The sequence below is a fragment of the Variovorax sp. LARHSF232 genome (assembly GCF_052871435.1).
On sequence record NZ_JBIXJS010000006.1, the window covers coordinates 44,488 to 59,969 of the forward strand.

Below are 15,482 nucleotides of genomic sequence, written 5' to 3' on the forward strand. Positions count from 1 at the left end.
TTTCGAGCGGGTGACTTACCCAAAGCGCTCGCCCAAGGCTTGGCAGAAGGCCAGGGTGCCGCCAATCGTCAGGCTGAAGCAGCGGCGCGGCGGGTGCGTCTCTTCGTCGCTCACCTGCAGCTCGGCGTCCCACTCGCCGCCCTCCTCGACCGGCGCGCGGCGGCCGGCGAAGTTCGCCTCGGCCCAGGCCAGCACGGCGTCGATTTCCGCTTGCACCTCGAACGCGTGCTGCAGCTCGACCGAGGCCATGGCGTCGAACACACCGGTGCCGTCGTCGCCTTCGCTGTAGTCGAAGTCCAGCCAGCGAAGGCTCATGGTAGCGCTCCTCGCGCAGCGGCAGCGCGCAGCTTGTCCTTCTTGCTGGGCCGCCGGCCCTTGATGCCGCCCGCTGCACCCTCGGACGGCGATGGTGAGGGCGCCACCTCGTCCGGCTCGAAGCCCGCGATGCGCTCGCGCGGCACGTGCAGGCCCTGGCGCTTCTCGATCAGGCGAAAGTGCGCCTCGCTGTCGGCCGGTATGAAGCTCAGCGCCAGGCCGCTTTCGCCGGCGCGGCCGGTACGGCCGATGCGGTGCACGAAGTCGCTGGCTGAGCGCGGCAGGTCGTAGTTCACCACCACCGGCAACTGTGCAATGTCGATGCCGCGCGCCGCCAGGTCGGTGGCCACCACCACCTGCAGTCGGCTGGCCTTGAAGTCCTGCACCACCTGATTGCGCTTGCCCTGGCCCAGCATGCCGTGGAAGGGCTCGGCCGCAATGCCGACCTTGCGCAACTTGTCGGCCACCACCTCGGCGGCATGTTTGGTGGCAACGAAGGCCAGCACGCGCGGCCATTTCTCCTGGTCCAGCAGGTGGCGCAGCAGCTGGGTGCGGCGGCCGGCATCGACCTCGATCGCGCGCTGCGCGATGTCGGGTGTGGTTTCGGGCGTGGCCTCGACCTCGATGCGCAGCGGATCGTCGTTCAGCAGTTGCGTGGCCAGCGCCTCGACCGCCGGCGCGAAGGTGGCCGAGAAAAAGAGGTTCTGGCGCTTTTGCGGAAGCGCGGCCAGCAAGCGGTTCAGCTCCTCGGCAAAGCCCAGGTCGAGCAGGCGATCTGCTTCGTCCAGCACCAGCGCCTGCACGCCATCCAGCTTGATCGCGTTGTGCTCCAGCAGGTCGAGCAGCCGGCCCGGCGTGGCCACCGCGATGTCGGCGCCGCCGCGCAAGCCCATCATCTGCGGGTTGATGGAGACGCCGCCGAACAGCACGGCAATCTTCGGACGCTCATGCAGGCGCACCGACAGCAGGCGCAGCGTCTCGCCCACCTGGGCGGCCAGTTCGCGCGTGGGCACCAGTACCAGGGTATGGACGGTGCGGCGCGAGCGGTGCCGCGGCGCCTGGGCCCAGCGCTGCAGCAAGGGCAGCGAAAATGCCGCAGTCTTGCCCGAGCCGGTCTGGGCCAGGCCCAGCACGTCCTGGCCATTCAAGATGGCCGGGATCGCCGCTTGCTGGATCGGGGTGGGCGTGAAATAGCCCACTTCGCCGGCCGCGTGGACCAGGGCGGGCATCAGGCCGAGCGTTGCAAAGGGCATAGGTAGAGAGGGGAATGAGGGAAATGACGATGTCGAAAAAATCGGAAGCGGGCAGCCGCCTGGTGTACTCCACCGAAAGCGGTCGGATCTGCCCCGGTTGCGGCCAGCCTGTTGCCGCCTGCACCTGCCGGGAAGAGCAGAAGGCGGCGGCTCGGACCGCCACAGACGGCATTGTGCGGGTGTCGCTGGAATCCAAGGGCCGCAAAGGCAAGGGCGTGACCGTGGTCAAAGGCGTGGCGCTCGACGATGCGGCCCTGGCCCTGCTGGGCAAAGCGCTCAAGTCGGCCTGCGGTTCGGGCGGCACCACGAAGGACGGCGTGATCGAGATCCAGGGCGATCACCGCGAGACGGTGATGGCGCTGCTGCAAAAACAAGGGATGACGGTCAAGCGCGCCGGGGGATGACGGCCGTCAGCCCACGCCAAACAGCGCCGGCACCTCCCGCCGCGCCTTAGGCGTGAGCGACAAGGCCCGGCTGTCCAGGTCGGGCTTGACCCAGCCGCGCCGCAGCGAAAGATCGAGCCACGCCGCGCCCAGCGCGCCGCCCAGGTGCGGGCGGCGTTCGCTCCAGTCCAGGCAGGCGCAGGCGAAGCGGCGGCGCTTGGCACGTGCCGCCTCCACGTCGACGCCCCAGCCTTCCATGGCGCGCGCGCCATCCGCCGTGAGCTCGTAGCTGGAGCCGTCGCTGCTGTGCAGCCAGCCCTGGCGCTGCAGGTGGTCGTGCAGCGCGACGCCGGCCGCACCGGCCATGTGGTCGTAGCAGGTGCGCGCCGCCCGCAGGCGGCTCGGGGTGTTGGGTTGGAAGCCGGCCTGCGGCACGCCGGCCAGCACCTGCAGGCTTTCCAGCGCAGCCGCAACCTCGGGGCCGGCCAGCCGAAAGTAGCGGTGCTTGCCCTGCGCCAATGCATCGACCAACTTCTGCTCGCGCAACCGCGCCAGGTGCACGCTGGCCGTGGAGGCGGCCACTTCGGCCACGGCCGCCAGCTCGGTGGCGGTGCGCGCGTGGCCATCCAGCAGGCTGCACAGCATGCGGGCGCGGGCCGGCTCCGCGATCGCGGCGGCAAGCTGGGCGAGACGCGTGGCGACGAGGTCGGCATCCATGCTTCGATCGTAGACGAAGCATCGATTCTGGCGGCCCGGCAGACTAACGCCCATGAACCCACAGGACCCGATTCCCCACCCCGTCGCCGCGGCGGCGCACCCGGACCCGTACCCCTACTACGCCCAGCTGCGCGGCGGGCCGCCCCTAGCCTACAACGAGCCGTTGCGCCTGTGGGTCGCCAGCCGCGCCGAGGTGGTGATGGAGGTGCTGGGCCACCCGGCCCTGCGCGTGCGTCCGCCGGCCGAGCCGGTGCCGCGCGCCATGGTCGGCACGCCCGCCGGCGAGCTGTTCTCGCAGCTGGTGCGCATGAACGACGGCCCCCTACATGCGGCGCACAGGCCGGTGCTGCAGCGCGCGCTGGCGGGCGTGAAGCTGGACGCAGCGCATCGGCTCGCCTTGCAGGTGGCCGGCGGCATCGACACCGCGTCGCTGGACGACTTCTGCCTGGCCATGCCGGTGAGCGCCGTGGCCGCCCTGCTGGGCTTCGATTCGGCGCAGCTGCCGGCACTGGCCCGCTGGACGCGCGACTTCGTCGCCTGCCTCTCGCCCCTGTCGAGCGAGGCGCAGCTGCAAGCCTCCAGCGCGGCCGCAAGCACACTGCTGCAGCGTTTCGAGCGGCTGATGGAAGCGCCCCGCCCCGGCAGTGCGCTGGCCGCCGTCTGCAACGAGGCACGCCAAGCGCCAGCCGTGCAGCGGCGCGTGCTGCTGTCCAACCTGGTCGGCTTTCTCTCGCAGACCTGCGAGGCCACGGCTGGCCTGGTCGGCAACAGCGTCGTGGCCTTGCGGCGCGAACCGGGCCTGTACGAAGACTGGCTGGCCGGCCAGTCGCAAGCCACGGACATCGTGGCCGAGGTGGCGCGCCACGATCCCTCGGTGCAGAACACACGCCGCTTCGTGGCCGAGCCCGCGACCGTGGCCGGAACACGGCTGGCTGCCGGCGACGGCATCCTGGTGCTGCTGGGCTCGGCGCATCGCGACCCGGCCCTGAACCGGATGCCGGACCGCTTCGACCTGGCGCGCACCGACCGCCGGCTGCTGGGTTTTGGTCATGGCGTGCATGCCTGTCCGGGCCAGGCGCTGGCCCAGACCATTGCGGCCGCCGGATTGCAAGCGCTGCGCGACACGCGCCTGCGCACGCGGCAAGCGTTGCCCGCCCAATGGCGCTATCGGCCTTCAGCCAACGGCCGCATGCCGGTCTTTTCTGCGCAAGCGCACGGATAGACCCAAGCCAGGGCGGGGCGGCGGGGCTACGCCACAATGCCTCGTGTGACGACGCAATCCATCTTCCAAGCTCACCAGCTCAGCAAGCGCTATGGCGAACAGACAGTCGTCAACGACCTGTCCTTCCACATCGGCGCGGGCGAATGCCTGGGTGTGATCGGCCCCAACGGCGCCGGCAAGACCACCACCATCCGCATGTGCCTGGGGCTCACCGACCCCGACGCCGGGCGCATCGAGGCGCTGGGCCATGTCATGCCGCAGGACGCACGGACCATCAAGGCGCAGCTGGGCGTGGTGAGCCAGTTCGACACGCTGGACCCGGACTTCAGCTGCGCCGAGAACCTGATCGTCTATGCCCGCTACTTCGGTATCAACAAGAAGACGATGGCGGCGCGCGTTCCCAAGTTGCTTGAATTTGCCGCGCTCTCGCACAAGGCGGACGCGCGGCCGGGCGAGTTGTCGGGCGGCATGCGGCGGCGCCTCTCACTGGCGCGCGCGCTGGTGAACGACCCCAAGCTCTTGATGCTGGACGAGCCCACCACCGGCCTCGATCCGCAGGCCCGGCACCTGATGTGGGAGCGGCTGCAGGTGCTGCTGCAGCAAGGCAAGTCGATCCTTCTCACCACCCACTTCATGGACGAGGCCGAACGCCTGTGCTCGCGCCTGATCGTGCTGGACCACGGCAAGAAGATCGCCGAAGGCCGGCCGCGCGAACTGATCAAGCAGCACCTGGAGCCCGATGTGGTCGAGGTCTACGGCAATGGCGCATTGCACCTGGCGCAGTCGCCACTGAAGGACTTTGCCGCCCGCGTGGAAGTGAGCGGCGAGACGGTGTTCTTCTACACGCAGGATGCGCGCCGGCTGCTGGAGGCGCTCAGTGAACACAGCGGCCTGCGAACCTTCCACCGGCCGGCGAACCTGGAGGACCTGTTCCTCAAGCTCACCGGCCGACAGATCCGAGAGGACGGCTAGACAAATGACGACCGACACGCTGACCGCGCCCATCACCCCATCGTTCTGGCGCCCGCCGCAGCTCACCTTGCGCTGGTGGCCGGTGTTCCTGCGCAATCTGCTGGTGTGGCGCAAGCTCGCCATTCCCAGCCTGATCGGCAACATCGCCGAGCCGCTGATCTGGCTGGTGGCCTTTGGCTACGGCATGGGCGCGCTGGTGGGCACCGTGTCGGTGAACGGCACAACGGTGCCCTACATCCTGTTCCTGGCCAGTGGCTCCATTTGCATGAGCGCGATGAACGCGGCGTCTTTCGAGGCGCTGTACTCGGCCTTCTCGCGCATGCACGTGCAAAAGACCTGGGACGGCATCATGAACGCGCCGGTGGGGCTGGACGACATCGTGCTGGCCGAGATGCTGTGGGCCGGCTTCAAGGCCATCTTCACCACCACCGCCATCCTGTTCGTGATGCTGGCGCTGAACATCAGCCACAGCCCCAAGCTGATCGTTGCCTGGTTCGTGCTGGTAGGCGTGGGCGTCACCTTCTCGTGCATCGCCCTCATCTTCAACGCGATGGCCAAGGGCTACGACTTCTTCACCTACTACTTCACCCTGTTCATGACGCCGATGATGTTCTTGTCGGGCGTGTTCTTTCCGCTGGAGCAACTGCCGGACGTGGTGCGCGCCGTGGCCAACTGGCTGCCGCTGGCCAACGCAGTGGCGCTGGTGCGGCCGCTCTTCATGGACGAGTGGCCCGCCAATTGGCTGCAGCATGCGCTGGTGCTGGTGGCCTACACCGTCATCGCCTTCTGGATCGCGCTGGCGCTCACGCGCAAGCGATTTGCCAAGTAAACGACAAGCTCGACAACAACAAAAGATGTTCGAAAACCTCACCGCCTTCTTCCTGCACTGGGCCATCACCGGTGTGTCGCTGTGGATCGCCAGCCTGGTGTTCAGCAAGGGGCTCAAGTTCGACAGCAGCGGCTCGCTGATCATCTCGGCCCTGCTGCTGGGCTTTGCCAATGCCATCGTCAAGCCGCTGCTGATCGTGCTGACACTGCCGCTCACGCTTTTGACCTTCGGCCTTTTCCTGCTGGTGATCAATGCGCTGGTGCTGTTGCTGGTCGCCTTCTTCGTGAAGGGCTTCAAGGTGTCGGGCTTCTGGACCGCCGTGTTCGCCAGCCTGTTCATCTCGATCCTGAGCATCATCATCGGCGGCTTCTTCGTCGGCGGCACGCCCGACACCACCATCCAGATGCCGAGCGGCGGCACCTGGCTCTGACAGACCCACAGGAGAAACACCATGGCCACCAATCTGCAGCTGCGCTCGCTCATCAAGAAGAGCGGCGAACTCGAACTCTCGCTGGTCGACACGCCGCTGCCCGCGCTGGGCGCCGACGAAGTGCTGATCAGCATGGAGGCCTCGCCGCTCAACCCCTCGGACCTGGGCCTGCTGTTTGGCACCGCCGACATGCGCACGGCCAAGGCATCGAAGGACAGCGCCGGCCGGCCCGTGGTGACGGCGCAGGTGCCCGAAGGCGCCGCCATGCGCGCCATGGCATCGCGGCTGGATCAATCGATGCCGGTGGGCAACGAAGGCGCCGGCGTGGTGATCGAGGCCGGCTCGTCCCCCGCCGCCCAGGCCTTGCTGGGCAAGAAGGTGGCGGCCATTGGCGGTGCCATGTATTCGCAGCTGCGGGCCGTGCCGATGGCGCAATGCCTGGTGCTGCCGGCGGACGCGAGCACGACCGAAGGCGCATCGTGCTTCGTCAACCCGCTCACCGCCCTGGGCATGGTCGAGACCATGCGGCGCGAAGGCCACACGGCGCTGGTACACACGGCCGCCGCGTCCAACCTGGGCCAGATGCTGAACCGCATCTGCATGAAAGACGGCGTGGCGCTGGTGAACATCGTGCGCAAGCCCGAGCAGGTGGCGCTGCTCAAGGGCATGGGCGCCCAGTACGTGTGCGACAGCAGCGCGCCCACTTTCCTGCAAGACCTGACTGATGCGCTGGCCGCCACCGGCGCCACCATTGCCTTCGACGCGACTGGCGGTGGTCCGCTGGCCGGCCAGATCCTGGGCTGCATGGAAGCGGCGCTGAACCGCAACGCCAAGGAATACAGCCGTTACGGATCGACCACGCACAAGCAGGTGTACCTATACGGCGGCCTGGACACGCGGCCCACCGAGTTCAATCGCAACTTCGGCATGGCCTGGGGCATGGGCGGCTGGCTGCTGTTTCCGTTTCTGCAGAAAGCCGGCGCGGCGACGGTGCAGGCGCTGAAAGATCGCGTGGCGGCGGAGCTGAAGACCACCTTTGCCAGCCACTATTCCAAAGAGATTTCGCTGGCCGAGGCGCTCGACCTCGACGTCATCGCCGTCTACAACCAGCGGGCCACGGGGACCAAGTTCCTGCTCAACCCGAGCAAGTAGGCTCTGCTCCTTCGCCTATCGAGCGCTTTGGCTCAGCGCTCTGTCGGGTTTGATCCGACTTTCGAGGAAATCAATAAAGGCGCGCTGAACTGCCGTGTTGTGTCGGCGCTGCAGGTAGGCGGCCGAGAGCCACATGTCGCCTCGAGCGAACTCCGACAGAACTGGAACGAGACGACCGCTCTCCATGTACGGCTGCAGCATGATTGAAGGCAGGTAGAGGACGCCCGCCCCCTGCAATGCAGCTTGAATCAAGGGACTGGCCTCCGTCGCGTCCAGTCGACCTTGCACTGCAACTTCCAATGGTTCGCCTTCGACTTCAAAACGCCACGCCGGCAGAGGATCGAGTTGCGTGCTGACCAATGCGTTGTGATTGGCAAGCTCACGAGGGTGAGCTGGAATCCCGTACCTCTTCCAGTACATGGGGGCAGCACAGACGGTCAAATTCAATGGAAGCAGTTTTCGAACAATGAGGTTCTCATTGGCAGCCGGTCCGACCCGCAAGGCTATATCAATGGCTTCGCCCGCCAAGTCGACCGTGCGATTGGTCAGAACGACACTGATGCTGACTTGCGGATAGTGTCCCAGAAAGGAATTCATCAGTGCTGGAAGCTCCGTCTGATCAATACCGTGCGGCGCAGAAATGCGCAGCCGTCCGCGAGGGTTTACCGCTCGATCCTGGAGTTCTGCCTGCGTCAGCTCCGCCAGCTCCAATATCGGCTTGCTTCGTTCAAGCAGCAATACGCCTGCATCCGTCAGGCTGACGGCATGGCTGGTCCGGTTCAGCAAGCGGACACCAAAGCGATTCTCCAGTGCCGACACGTACTTGCTCACGGTGCCTCGCGACAGTTCGAGGCGCTCCGCGGCGCGAGAAAAGCTGCCGGAAATTGCAATCTCGCTGAAGGTTCGCAAAAGCTCCAGGCTGTCCATCAATGTCGCCTTTCCATGGAGATCGAGGCAGGGTTTTCAGGCCAGGCCGAGCGTTTTTCTCAGGCTTGCATCGACAGGGCCTGCCGGCATGAAGCGGCGTAATTTGCTCAAGAGGGATGCCTGTCCGGCCGGAGTGCGGCGCATGCGCCACGTGCCAAGCGCCGCTTCGACGATCGTGCTTGCCACGTCAGAGGGTTCAGGTGCGCCGTTGACACTTTCAGCGACAGCGCGCGTTGCGATGTCACGTTCGCGGTCATAGTCGTCGATTTTCGACTTTGCCTGAGGCGAATTGGCTTCCAGCTTGGTCCTGGTAAAGGACGGTTCAACCAGCGTGACGCGGATGCCGAACTGACGCACCTCATGATCCAGGGTTTCGGACAGCCCCTCCACAGCATGCTTGGAGGCCGAATAAAGCCCCATGTACGGAGCCGGCAGAAAGCCGAGCACGGAGCTGACATTGACGATCCTTCCGCGACGTTGCGCTCGCATGTGCGGGAGTACCGCCTGTGTCGTGCGCAATATGCCGAACACGTTGGTGTCGAACAGCGATGCGGCCTCGGTGGTCGTTGTTTCCTCCACCGCGCCGATCATGTTCATTCCCGCGTTGTTGACCAACACTTCGATGCGGCCGGTCTGGTCGATGATGAATTTGATTGCGCGTTGAACGGAAGCGCCGTCGCAAACATCCATCTCGACAAGATCGACGCCGGGCAGTGGGACCGCTTTGCCGATGCTGCGCACGGTGCCGAATACGCGGCAACCCCGCTTGGCAAACTGCTCGGCGGCGGCACGTCCAATGCCCGATGACACACCGGTAATGACAACAACTGTCGAAGCCGACATAGCAATTCCTTTTCTTTTCAATGCACGGTGCCGGGCCTGATCCTGAACCAGATCGAATACATGGCCGGCAGGAACAACAGGGTCATGATCGTCCCCGCAAAGGTCCCGCCTATCAGCGTGTAGGCGAGCGCCCCCCAGAACACCGAATGGGTCAGTGGAATGAAGGCCAGGATCGCGGCCAAGGCGGTCAAGATCACCGGTCGGGCACGCTGCACGGTGGCCTCGACGACCGCGCGGAATGGATCCAATCCCGCCTGTTCGTTGTGGTGGATCTGCCCGATCAATATCAGCGTGTTGCGCATCAGAATTCCCGACAGCGCGATCAAGCCGACCAGCGCATTGATGCCGAACGGCTGGTGAAACAGAAGCAGGGTTGGCACGACGCCGATCAGTCCCAGCGGGCTGGTCAGGAAGACCATGACCATTGCGGAGATCGAGCGCACCTGCAAGATGATGATGAGCAGGGTGATGGCCAGCATGATGGGGAAGAGCGGCAGCATGGCTGCGGTCGCCTTGCCTGATTCCTCGATGGAGCCAGCCTCCACGATGCGGTAGCCGCTTGGCAGTTTCTCCATGATGGGCTGGAGCTGCCGGGTGATGGCTGCGGATACGTCCGGCGGCTGCAAGCCATCGGCGATGTCGCCCCGGACGGTGATCGTCGGCACTCGGTCGCGCCGGCGCATGATCGGTTCTTCCGTGCGCACATCGACCTTGCCCACCTGTGACAGCGGTATGCGCTGCCCGTTGGCGCCGGCCAGCGTGAAGTCTCCTATCCTGGCCGGGTCGAGCCTGATGTCGCCGGCCGAGCGTGCGACGACCTGCACGGTGCGAATATCCTCACGCACGGGGGTCACTGGGATGCCGCTGAGCAGGAATTGAAGTTGTTGCGCAACGGCGCTGGAGCTCAGGCCCACGGCCTGCAGCCGGTCCTGCTGCAAGGTGAAGTGCAGCGTGGGCGCGCGCGTGCCCCAGTCGGTGTTGACCGTGCGCATCATCGGACTGGCATCCATGACCTGCTGCACGTCAGCCGCGATCTCGCGCAACTTGTCCGGATCAGGGCCAGTGACCCGGTAGGCAACCGGGAACGGCGAATACGGGCCGAATACGAGCTGCGTGACGCGCAAGCGCGCCTCGGAGGCGAGACCGTCGGCGATGGCCTGTCGCAGTCGGTGTTTCAACGCCTCGCGCTCGTCCTGGTTGTCCGTGCGCACCACGATCTTGGCAAAGGCCGGATCGGGCAGCTCCGGTTCCATCGAGAAGTAGAAGCGCGGCGCACCCTGGCCGACGTAGGCGGTGACGATCTTGGCTTCCTCTTGCTTGGCCAGCCAGTCTTCCACCTTCGCCGTGGCGGCGCTGGTCTGGACGATCGACGTGCCGTAGGGCATCTGCACCTCGACCAGAACTTCAGGGCGGTCGGAGATCGGAAAGAACTGCTTTTTGACCAGCGCCATGCCGAGTACGGCCAAGACGAAGAGGCCCACGACCGAACCGGCGACCAGCCACTTGCGCGTGATGACGCGGCCCAGCAGCTGACGGAAGCGGTTGTAGCGGGGCGTGTCGTAGATCGCGTCGTGGCCGCCTTCGACCTTCTTGAATTCGGGCAGCAGCTTGACGCCCAGGTAGGGCGTGAAGATCACCGCGACCACCCACGACGCGATCAGCGCGATGCCGACGATCCAGAACATGTTGCTGGTGTACTCGCCCGCCGTGGACCGGGCGAAGCCATTGGGCATGAAGCCGACGGCGGTGACCAGCGTGCCCGAGAGCATGGGCGCTGCGGTATGGCTCCAGGCATAGGCGGAGGCGGCGACGCGGCTGTAGCCCTCTTCCATCTTCACGACCATCATTTCGATGGCGATGATGGCGTCGTCCACCAAGAGGCCCAGTGCCAGGATCAGGGATCCCAGGGTGATGCGGTCGAAGTTCTTGCCAGTCGCGAGCATCACCACAAAGACCACCGCCAGTGTCAGCGGAACGGCGGCGGCGACCACGAGGCCCACACGCCAGCCCATGCTCACGAAGCTCACCAGCATGACCACCAGCAGCGCGGCGAAGAACTTGACCATGAACTCATCGACCGCAGCGCTGATGTTGACCGCTTGGTCCGTCACCTTGGTCAGGCTCATGCCCAGCGGCAGCTCGGCGTTGATTGCGCTGACCTCGTCATCCAGGGCCTTGCCCAGGTCGAGCCCGTTCCAGCCCTCGCGCATGACGATGCCCAGCAGCAGGGCCGGCTCGCCGCCGTTGCGGATCATGAAGGTCGCCGGATCTTCATAGCCGCGCTTGACCGTGGCGATGTCCGATAGCTTCAGCGTGCGCCCCTGTGCCACGACGGGCGTGTTGCGGATCTTCTGCAACTCGTCGAAGGCGCCGTCCAGGCGAATGAACACCTGCGGTCCTTGGGTCTCCACGGAGCCGGCCGGCGTCAGGGCATTCTGGCTGTTGAGGGCGGCGAACACGTCCTGGGGTGCGACACCCAGGGTCGCCAAGCGCTCATGCGAAAACTCGGCATAGATGCGCTCCGGCTGCTCGCCGACGATATTGACCTTCTTCACGCCCGCCACATGCAAGAGCCGCTGGCGCAGCGTCTCGGCGTCCCGTGCCAGCAAGCGCTGTGGCTCACCCTTGGCCTTGAGCGCGAACAGGGCGAAGGTCACGTCGGCGTACTCGTCGTTGAGAAACGGCCCGATCACGCCGGGCGGCAAGTTGTGCGCCTCGTCGCCGAGCTTCTTGCGGGCCTGGTAGAACTCTTCCTGCGCTTGCGACGGGGGCGTGCTGTCGCGCAGACTCAGCGTGGTGAAGGCGAGACCAGGGCGGGTGTAGGTCTCGGTGCGGTCGTACCAGCGCAGTTCCTGCATGCGCTTTTCGATCTTCTCGGCGACCTGATCCTGCATCTCCTGCGCGGTGGCGCCGGGCCAGGCAGTGATGATCGTCATCACCTTGATCGTGAAGGCGGGGTCTTCGGCCCGGCCGAGTTTGAAGAAGGCGACTCCCCCGGCCAGCGAGATCAGAATGATCAGGAACAAGCTGATGGCGCGCTCGCGTACGGCGAGTGCCGAGAGGTTGAAACGGCCTTCGCTCACGGGGCGACTCGCTCGGTCGCGGCGGTGGCGGCTTGCACGGCCACCCGGACCTGTTCGCCTTCGCGCAGCAGATGCGCGCCGAGCGCAACGATCCGATCGCCTTGCCTGATCTGGCCGGCGACACGTGCACCATCGTCATTCAGGCGCTGGACTTCGACCGACCGCCAGCTAACTTTCGCGGGGTCGCCATTGATGACCCACACGCCCGGCCCCTTGCCTGCATCGAACAGAGCGCCAATCGGCACCTGCAAGCCGCCTTGCACGGAGGGATGCCCATCCGGAATCTGGATCGTGACTGTGGCGCCCAACGGTGCATTGGCCAGCTCCCCGTCCAGAACGTACCGCACCTCGAAGGTGCGGGTGAGTCGGTCCGCAGCATCCGAGATCTGCCGGAGTTGGGCCGGAACGCTCACGCCTTCCTTGCCGAAGAGCGTGGCTTGCCCGGTGGAACCGACCACGGGGCGCAAGGTTTCCGGCAGTTGGATAACGGCCTCGCGACGCCCGGCGCGGGCCAGGCGCACCACCGTGTGTCCCGCGTTCACGACTTGGCCGGGCTCGGCCAGCGTCTCCATGACGACACCATCGCCATCGGCCACCAGCTCCGCATAGCGGCTCGCATTGCGGGCAACGTCGGCCTGGGCAACGGCTGCGTTGAGCTGGGCTTTGGCGGCATCCGCCGCGGCCTTGGCCTGGTCGTAGGTCGAAGCCGATATGGCGCCGGTACCGCGCAGGTCGCGGTACCGGGCTTCATCCTCCGCGGTCTGCTGCGCCCGCGCTCTCGCGGCGGCGACCGCTTCTTGCTGTGCATGCGCAGCAAGCTTCAGGTCGACAGGATCCATGCGCATGAGCGGCTGGCCGCGCTTGACGGTTTGCCCGGCATCCACAAGCCGCTCCAGCAGCTTGCCGGAGACGCGAAACCCCAAGTCGCTCTGCACCCGCGCGGCCACGGTTCCCGTGAACGAACGTGACGCAGGGATTGCCCCCTGGACGGTGGCGGCACGCACCAGCGGCGCCTCGGTGCGCGGATCGGTTGGCGCCTTTTCGCCGCAAGCGACCAACGCCAACGGCAATGCACAAATAGCTGCAGATGTAGCGAAGCAACGCCGGCGCATGAAAGTCCCCCTTTGACAAAGAAGTCAGGACCTTCATTATGGTACCAGTGACTAAACTAGTCAATAGTCACAAGACTCAAGGGGACAGGCTGCGGAGAACCAAGCTGGAGAGATGCGCCGGCGCCTCTTTGTTGTAGTCAAAGCTATGTTGCAAGAGCACAGGGTTGAGGTAGGGGCGCATCACCAGGTAGATCGCCATCGCCGTCTCGTCCAGCGGCGTCTTGCGCTCGAAGTCCCCGGCCTGCCGCCCTTCCTGCAAGACGTCCCGAAGCAATTTCTGGATGCGCTCTTCATAGGCAAGCACCGACTGCCAGCGCTCTGTCGCGGCCGATGCGGCAATCTCGTAAAGCTTGCGGTCCTGGTAAAACAAACGAAGACTCGCCTCCGTAATGGCCTTGAACATCCGCCGCAACTTCTCCGGCGGCAAATCGGCCTGCGCAACAGCCGCGCCGACCTCGGCTTCGATCTTGCGCAAACAGTTCGCGCAGATCATCTCGCCGATGGCTTGCTTGGACTCGAAGAACTTGTAGATGTAAGCCTTGGAAAAGCCGATGGCCGTGGCGAGATCGGAGACGGTCGTTTTCTCGTAGCCGTAGCGGCTGAAGTGCTCGGTGGCTGCGACAACGATTTGATCTCGCACCTCGTGGTCGGCCGGGCCCCGGGCCGAAACGGCATAAGCACTGGATTTCTTCATGGGGCCCAGCTTACGCCAACCGCAACGATTGGACAACGAGTGACCATATGGTAATATAGTCACTCACCCAAGGAAGAAGCCCCATGCTGCCCAAACATGCCCTTGCCGCACTCATTGTTGCCAGCTTGTCGGCAGGCTGCGCCGTCGGCCCCGACTACTTCGGGCCCGATGTGCCCATGCCGGAGCGCTTCCAGGGCCAGGACGCAGTAGAGCGGCGGCACGCGACGATCAATGCCGACCTCACCACATGGTGGACGGGTTTCGGTGATCCGCAACTGACTCGATTCGTCACGCTTGCGCTGGAACAGAATCTCGATCTCGCGCAGGCATCCGCTCGCGTCGCTCAAGCGCGTGCCGGACTTGGCGCGGCGAATGCCGCGTTGCTGCCTTCCGGCAATGTCACCGGCCAAGCAGCCAGGGCCTACCAATCCGTCGAAACTTCCTTGGGGCAAGTCTTGAATTCGACACCCGGTTTCGACCGCTACGGCAATGCTTACGAGGTCAATGTCGGCGCGGGCTGGGAACTGGACTTGTTCGGAGGCCTGCGCCGTGGACGAGAAGCGGCGTTTGCCGAGTACCAGGCTTCGGAAGCTGGCGCCGCGGCGACGCAATTGGCCGTGGCGGCACAGACCGCCGACATCTACATCGGCATCCGTGGATTGCAAACCCGTCTGAAAGTTGCTCAACAGCAAGTGCAGACGCAGCAGGAACTGCTCTCGACCATCAACCGTCTGCATGACAAGGGGCTGGCGGCCGAACTTCAAGTACGGCAGGCCGAAGGCGCACTTGCCCAAGTTCAAGCCTCCGTACCGGCGCTCGAGACGGGTCTGGACGCAGCCATGAACGCACTCGACGTGATGCTGGGCTCGCCGCCCGGCACGCATCGGGTGGAGTTGGCTGAACCTGGCGCCCTCCCGGTGGCCCCGAAGATCGCGGCCACCGGATCGCCGAGTGCGTTGCTCAGGCGCCGACCCGACCTGATCGTGGCCGAGCGCCGCCTGGCCGCATCGAACGCGCGCATTGGCGTCGCCATTGCCGAGTACTACCCCAAGCTCTCCCTGGGTGGACTGATCGGCAGCGCGACAGCGGTGTCCGGCGGCAATCTTTTCACCAGCGGCGCCAGCCAGGCCGCCGGCGTGCTGGGTCTGCGCTGGCGTCTGTTCGATTTTGGCCGCATCAACGCGCAGATCGATCTGGCCAAGGGCCAGGAGGCCGAGATGCTGGCTGCGTATCGGCTTGCCGCATTGCGGGCCACTGAAGACGTGGAAAACGCCTTTTCGGCCCTGGTCAAGCGTGAGGAGCAGGTTGCCGTACTCGCCCAGGGCGTAGATTCGCTCGGCCGCGCGCGAGGCGCTTCGTTTGCGGCCTATCAAAAGGGTGTCGTCAGTCTGATCGAAGTCCTGCAAGCCGATGAAAGCCTGCTGCGCGCCTCCGATGCGCGAGTCCGGGCGCAAACCGAATCAGCACGCGCCGCGGTCACTGCCTTCAAGGCACTGGGTGGTGGCTGGCTACCCGACAGATCCGAAACGGTGGCAATCAGATAGCGACAA

Annotated in this window: 15 protein-coding genes; 7 read left to right on the forward strand and 8 right to left on the reverse strand. The window is 65.4% G+C overall.

The genetic code is table 11. The features are described from left to right. Positions 1-15: 15 nt before the first annotated feature. Entirely contained in the window at positions 16-315 is a 300-nt protein-coding gene (locus tag ACIPRI_RS16265) for a hypothetical protein (protein ID WP_446622501.1), read from the reverse strand. Beyond that, positions 312-1,568: a DEAD/DEAH box helicase gene (locus ACIPRI_RS16270; protein ID WP_446622502.1), complete on the reverse strand. Its 1,257-nt coding sequence runs from the start codon at positions 1,566-1,568 to the stop codon at positions 312-314. Before ACIPRI_RS16270 ends, ACIPRI_RS16265 begins: the two co-directional genes overlap by 4 nt. Positions 1,569-1,591: 23 nt before the next feature. Here ACIPRI_RS16270 and ACIPRI_RS16275 point away from each other — a divergent pair, with 23 nt between their 5' ends. Beyond that, the gene (locus ACIPRI_RS16275) at positions 1,592-1,972 is read left to right on the forward strand and encodes a translation initiation factor Sui1 (RefSeq protein WP_446622503.1); all 381 of its coding nucleotides are present in this window, start codon (positions 1,592-1,594) and stop codon (positions 1,970-1,972) included. Between the two features lie 6 nt (positions 1,973-1,978). Here ACIPRI_RS16275 and ACIPRI_RS16280 read toward each other — a convergent pair whose 3' ends face one another. After that, a complete protein-coding gene (locus ACIPRI_RS16280; RefSeq protein WP_446622504.1) occupies positions 1,979-2,668 on the reverse strand; it encodes a helix-turn-helix domain-containing protein in 690 nt (229 codons plus the stop codon). 52 nt (positions 2,669-2,720) lie between these two features. Here ACIPRI_RS16280 and ACIPRI_RS16285 point away from each other — a divergent pair, with 52 nt between their 5' ends. From ACIPRI_RS16285 to ACIPRI_RS16305, 5 genes are read left to right on the forward strand one after another with little or no spacing between them, the layout of a single operon-like run. Beyond that, entirely contained in the window at positions 2,721-3,890 is a 1,170-nt protein-coding gene (locus tag ACIPRI_RS16285) for a cytochrome P450 (protein WP_446622505.1), read from the forward strand. 36 nt (positions 3,891-3,926) lie between these two features. After that, a complete protein-coding gene (locus ACIPRI_RS16290; RefSeq protein ID WP_446622506.1) occupies positions 3,927-4,862 on the forward strand; it encodes an ATP-binding cassette domain-containing protein in 936 nt (311 codons plus the stop codon). Between the two features lie 4 nt (positions 4,863-4,866). Beyond that, positions 4,867-5,691 (forward strand): ABC transporter permease, encoded by an 825-nt coding sequence (locus ACIPRI_RS16295; RefSeq protein WP_446622507.1) that lies wholly within the window; start codon positions 4,867-4,869, stop codon positions 5,689-5,691. Positions 5,692-5,716: 25 nt separating this feature from the next. After that, complete coding sequence (locus ACIPRI_RS16300) at positions 5,717-6,121, forward strand: phage holin family protein (protein WP_446622508.1); 405 nt, start codon at positions 5,717-5,719, stop codon at positions 6,119-6,121. Between the two features lie 21 nt (positions 6,122-6,142). Further along, positions 6,143-7,273 (forward strand): zinc-binding dehydrogenase, encoded by a 1,131-nt coding sequence (locus ACIPRI_RS16305; RefSeq protein WP_446622509.1) that lies wholly within the window; start codon positions 6,143-6,145, stop codon positions 7,271-7,273. A gap of 15 nt (positions 7,274-7,288) precedes the next feature. Here the strand turns inward: ACIPRI_RS16305 and ACIPRI_RS16310 are convergent, their stop codons facing one another. From ACIPRI_RS16310 to ACIPRI_RS16330, 5 genes are all read right to left on the reverse strand, one after another. After that, on the reverse strand, positions 7,289-8,200 hold the full coding sequence (locus ACIPRI_RS16310) for a LysR family transcriptional regulator (RefSeq protein WP_446622510.1): 912 nt from the start codon (positions 8,198-8,200) through the stop codon (positions 7,289-7,291). 36 nt (positions 8,201-8,236) lie between these two features. Further along, on the reverse strand, positions 8,237-9,043 hold the full coding sequence (locus ACIPRI_RS16315) for an oxidoreductase (RefSeq protein ID WP_446622511.1): 807 nt from the start codon (positions 9,041-9,043) through the stop codon (positions 8,237-8,239). Between the two features lie 17 nt (positions 9,044-9,060). After that, positions 9,061-12,126: an efflux RND transporter permease subunit gene (locus ACIPRI_RS16320; RefSeq protein WP_446622512.1), complete on the reverse strand. Its 3,066-nt coding sequence runs from the start codon at positions 12,124-12,126 to the stop codon at positions 9,061-9,063. Further along, on the reverse strand, positions 12,123-13,238 hold the full coding sequence (locus ACIPRI_RS16325) for an efflux RND transporter periplasmic adaptor subunit (protein WP_446622513.1): 1,116 nt from the start codon (positions 13,236-13,238) through the stop codon (positions 12,123-12,125). The genes ACIPRI_RS16320 and ACIPRI_RS16325 overlap by 4 nt, the downstream gene beginning before the upstream one ends. Before the next feature lie 76 nt (positions 13,239-13,314). Continuing rightward, positions 13,315-13,932 carry a TetR/AcrR family transcriptional regulator gene (locus ACIPRI_RS16330; RefSeq protein WP_446622514.1) on the reverse strand — a complete coding sequence of 206 codons (618 nt, stop codon included), beginning with the start codon at positions 13,930-13,932 and terminating at the stop codon, positions 13,315-13,317. A gap of 83 nt (positions 13,933-14,015) precedes the next feature. Between ACIPRI_RS16330 and ACIPRI_RS16335 the strand changes: the two genes are divergently transcribed. After that, positions 14,016-15,476: an efflux transporter outer membrane subunit gene (locus ACIPRI_RS16335; RefSeq protein WP_446622515.1), complete on the forward strand. Its 1,461-nt coding sequence runs from the start codon at positions 14,016-14,018 to the stop codon at positions 15,474-15,476. Positions 15,477-15,482: the final 6 nt, after the last annotated feature.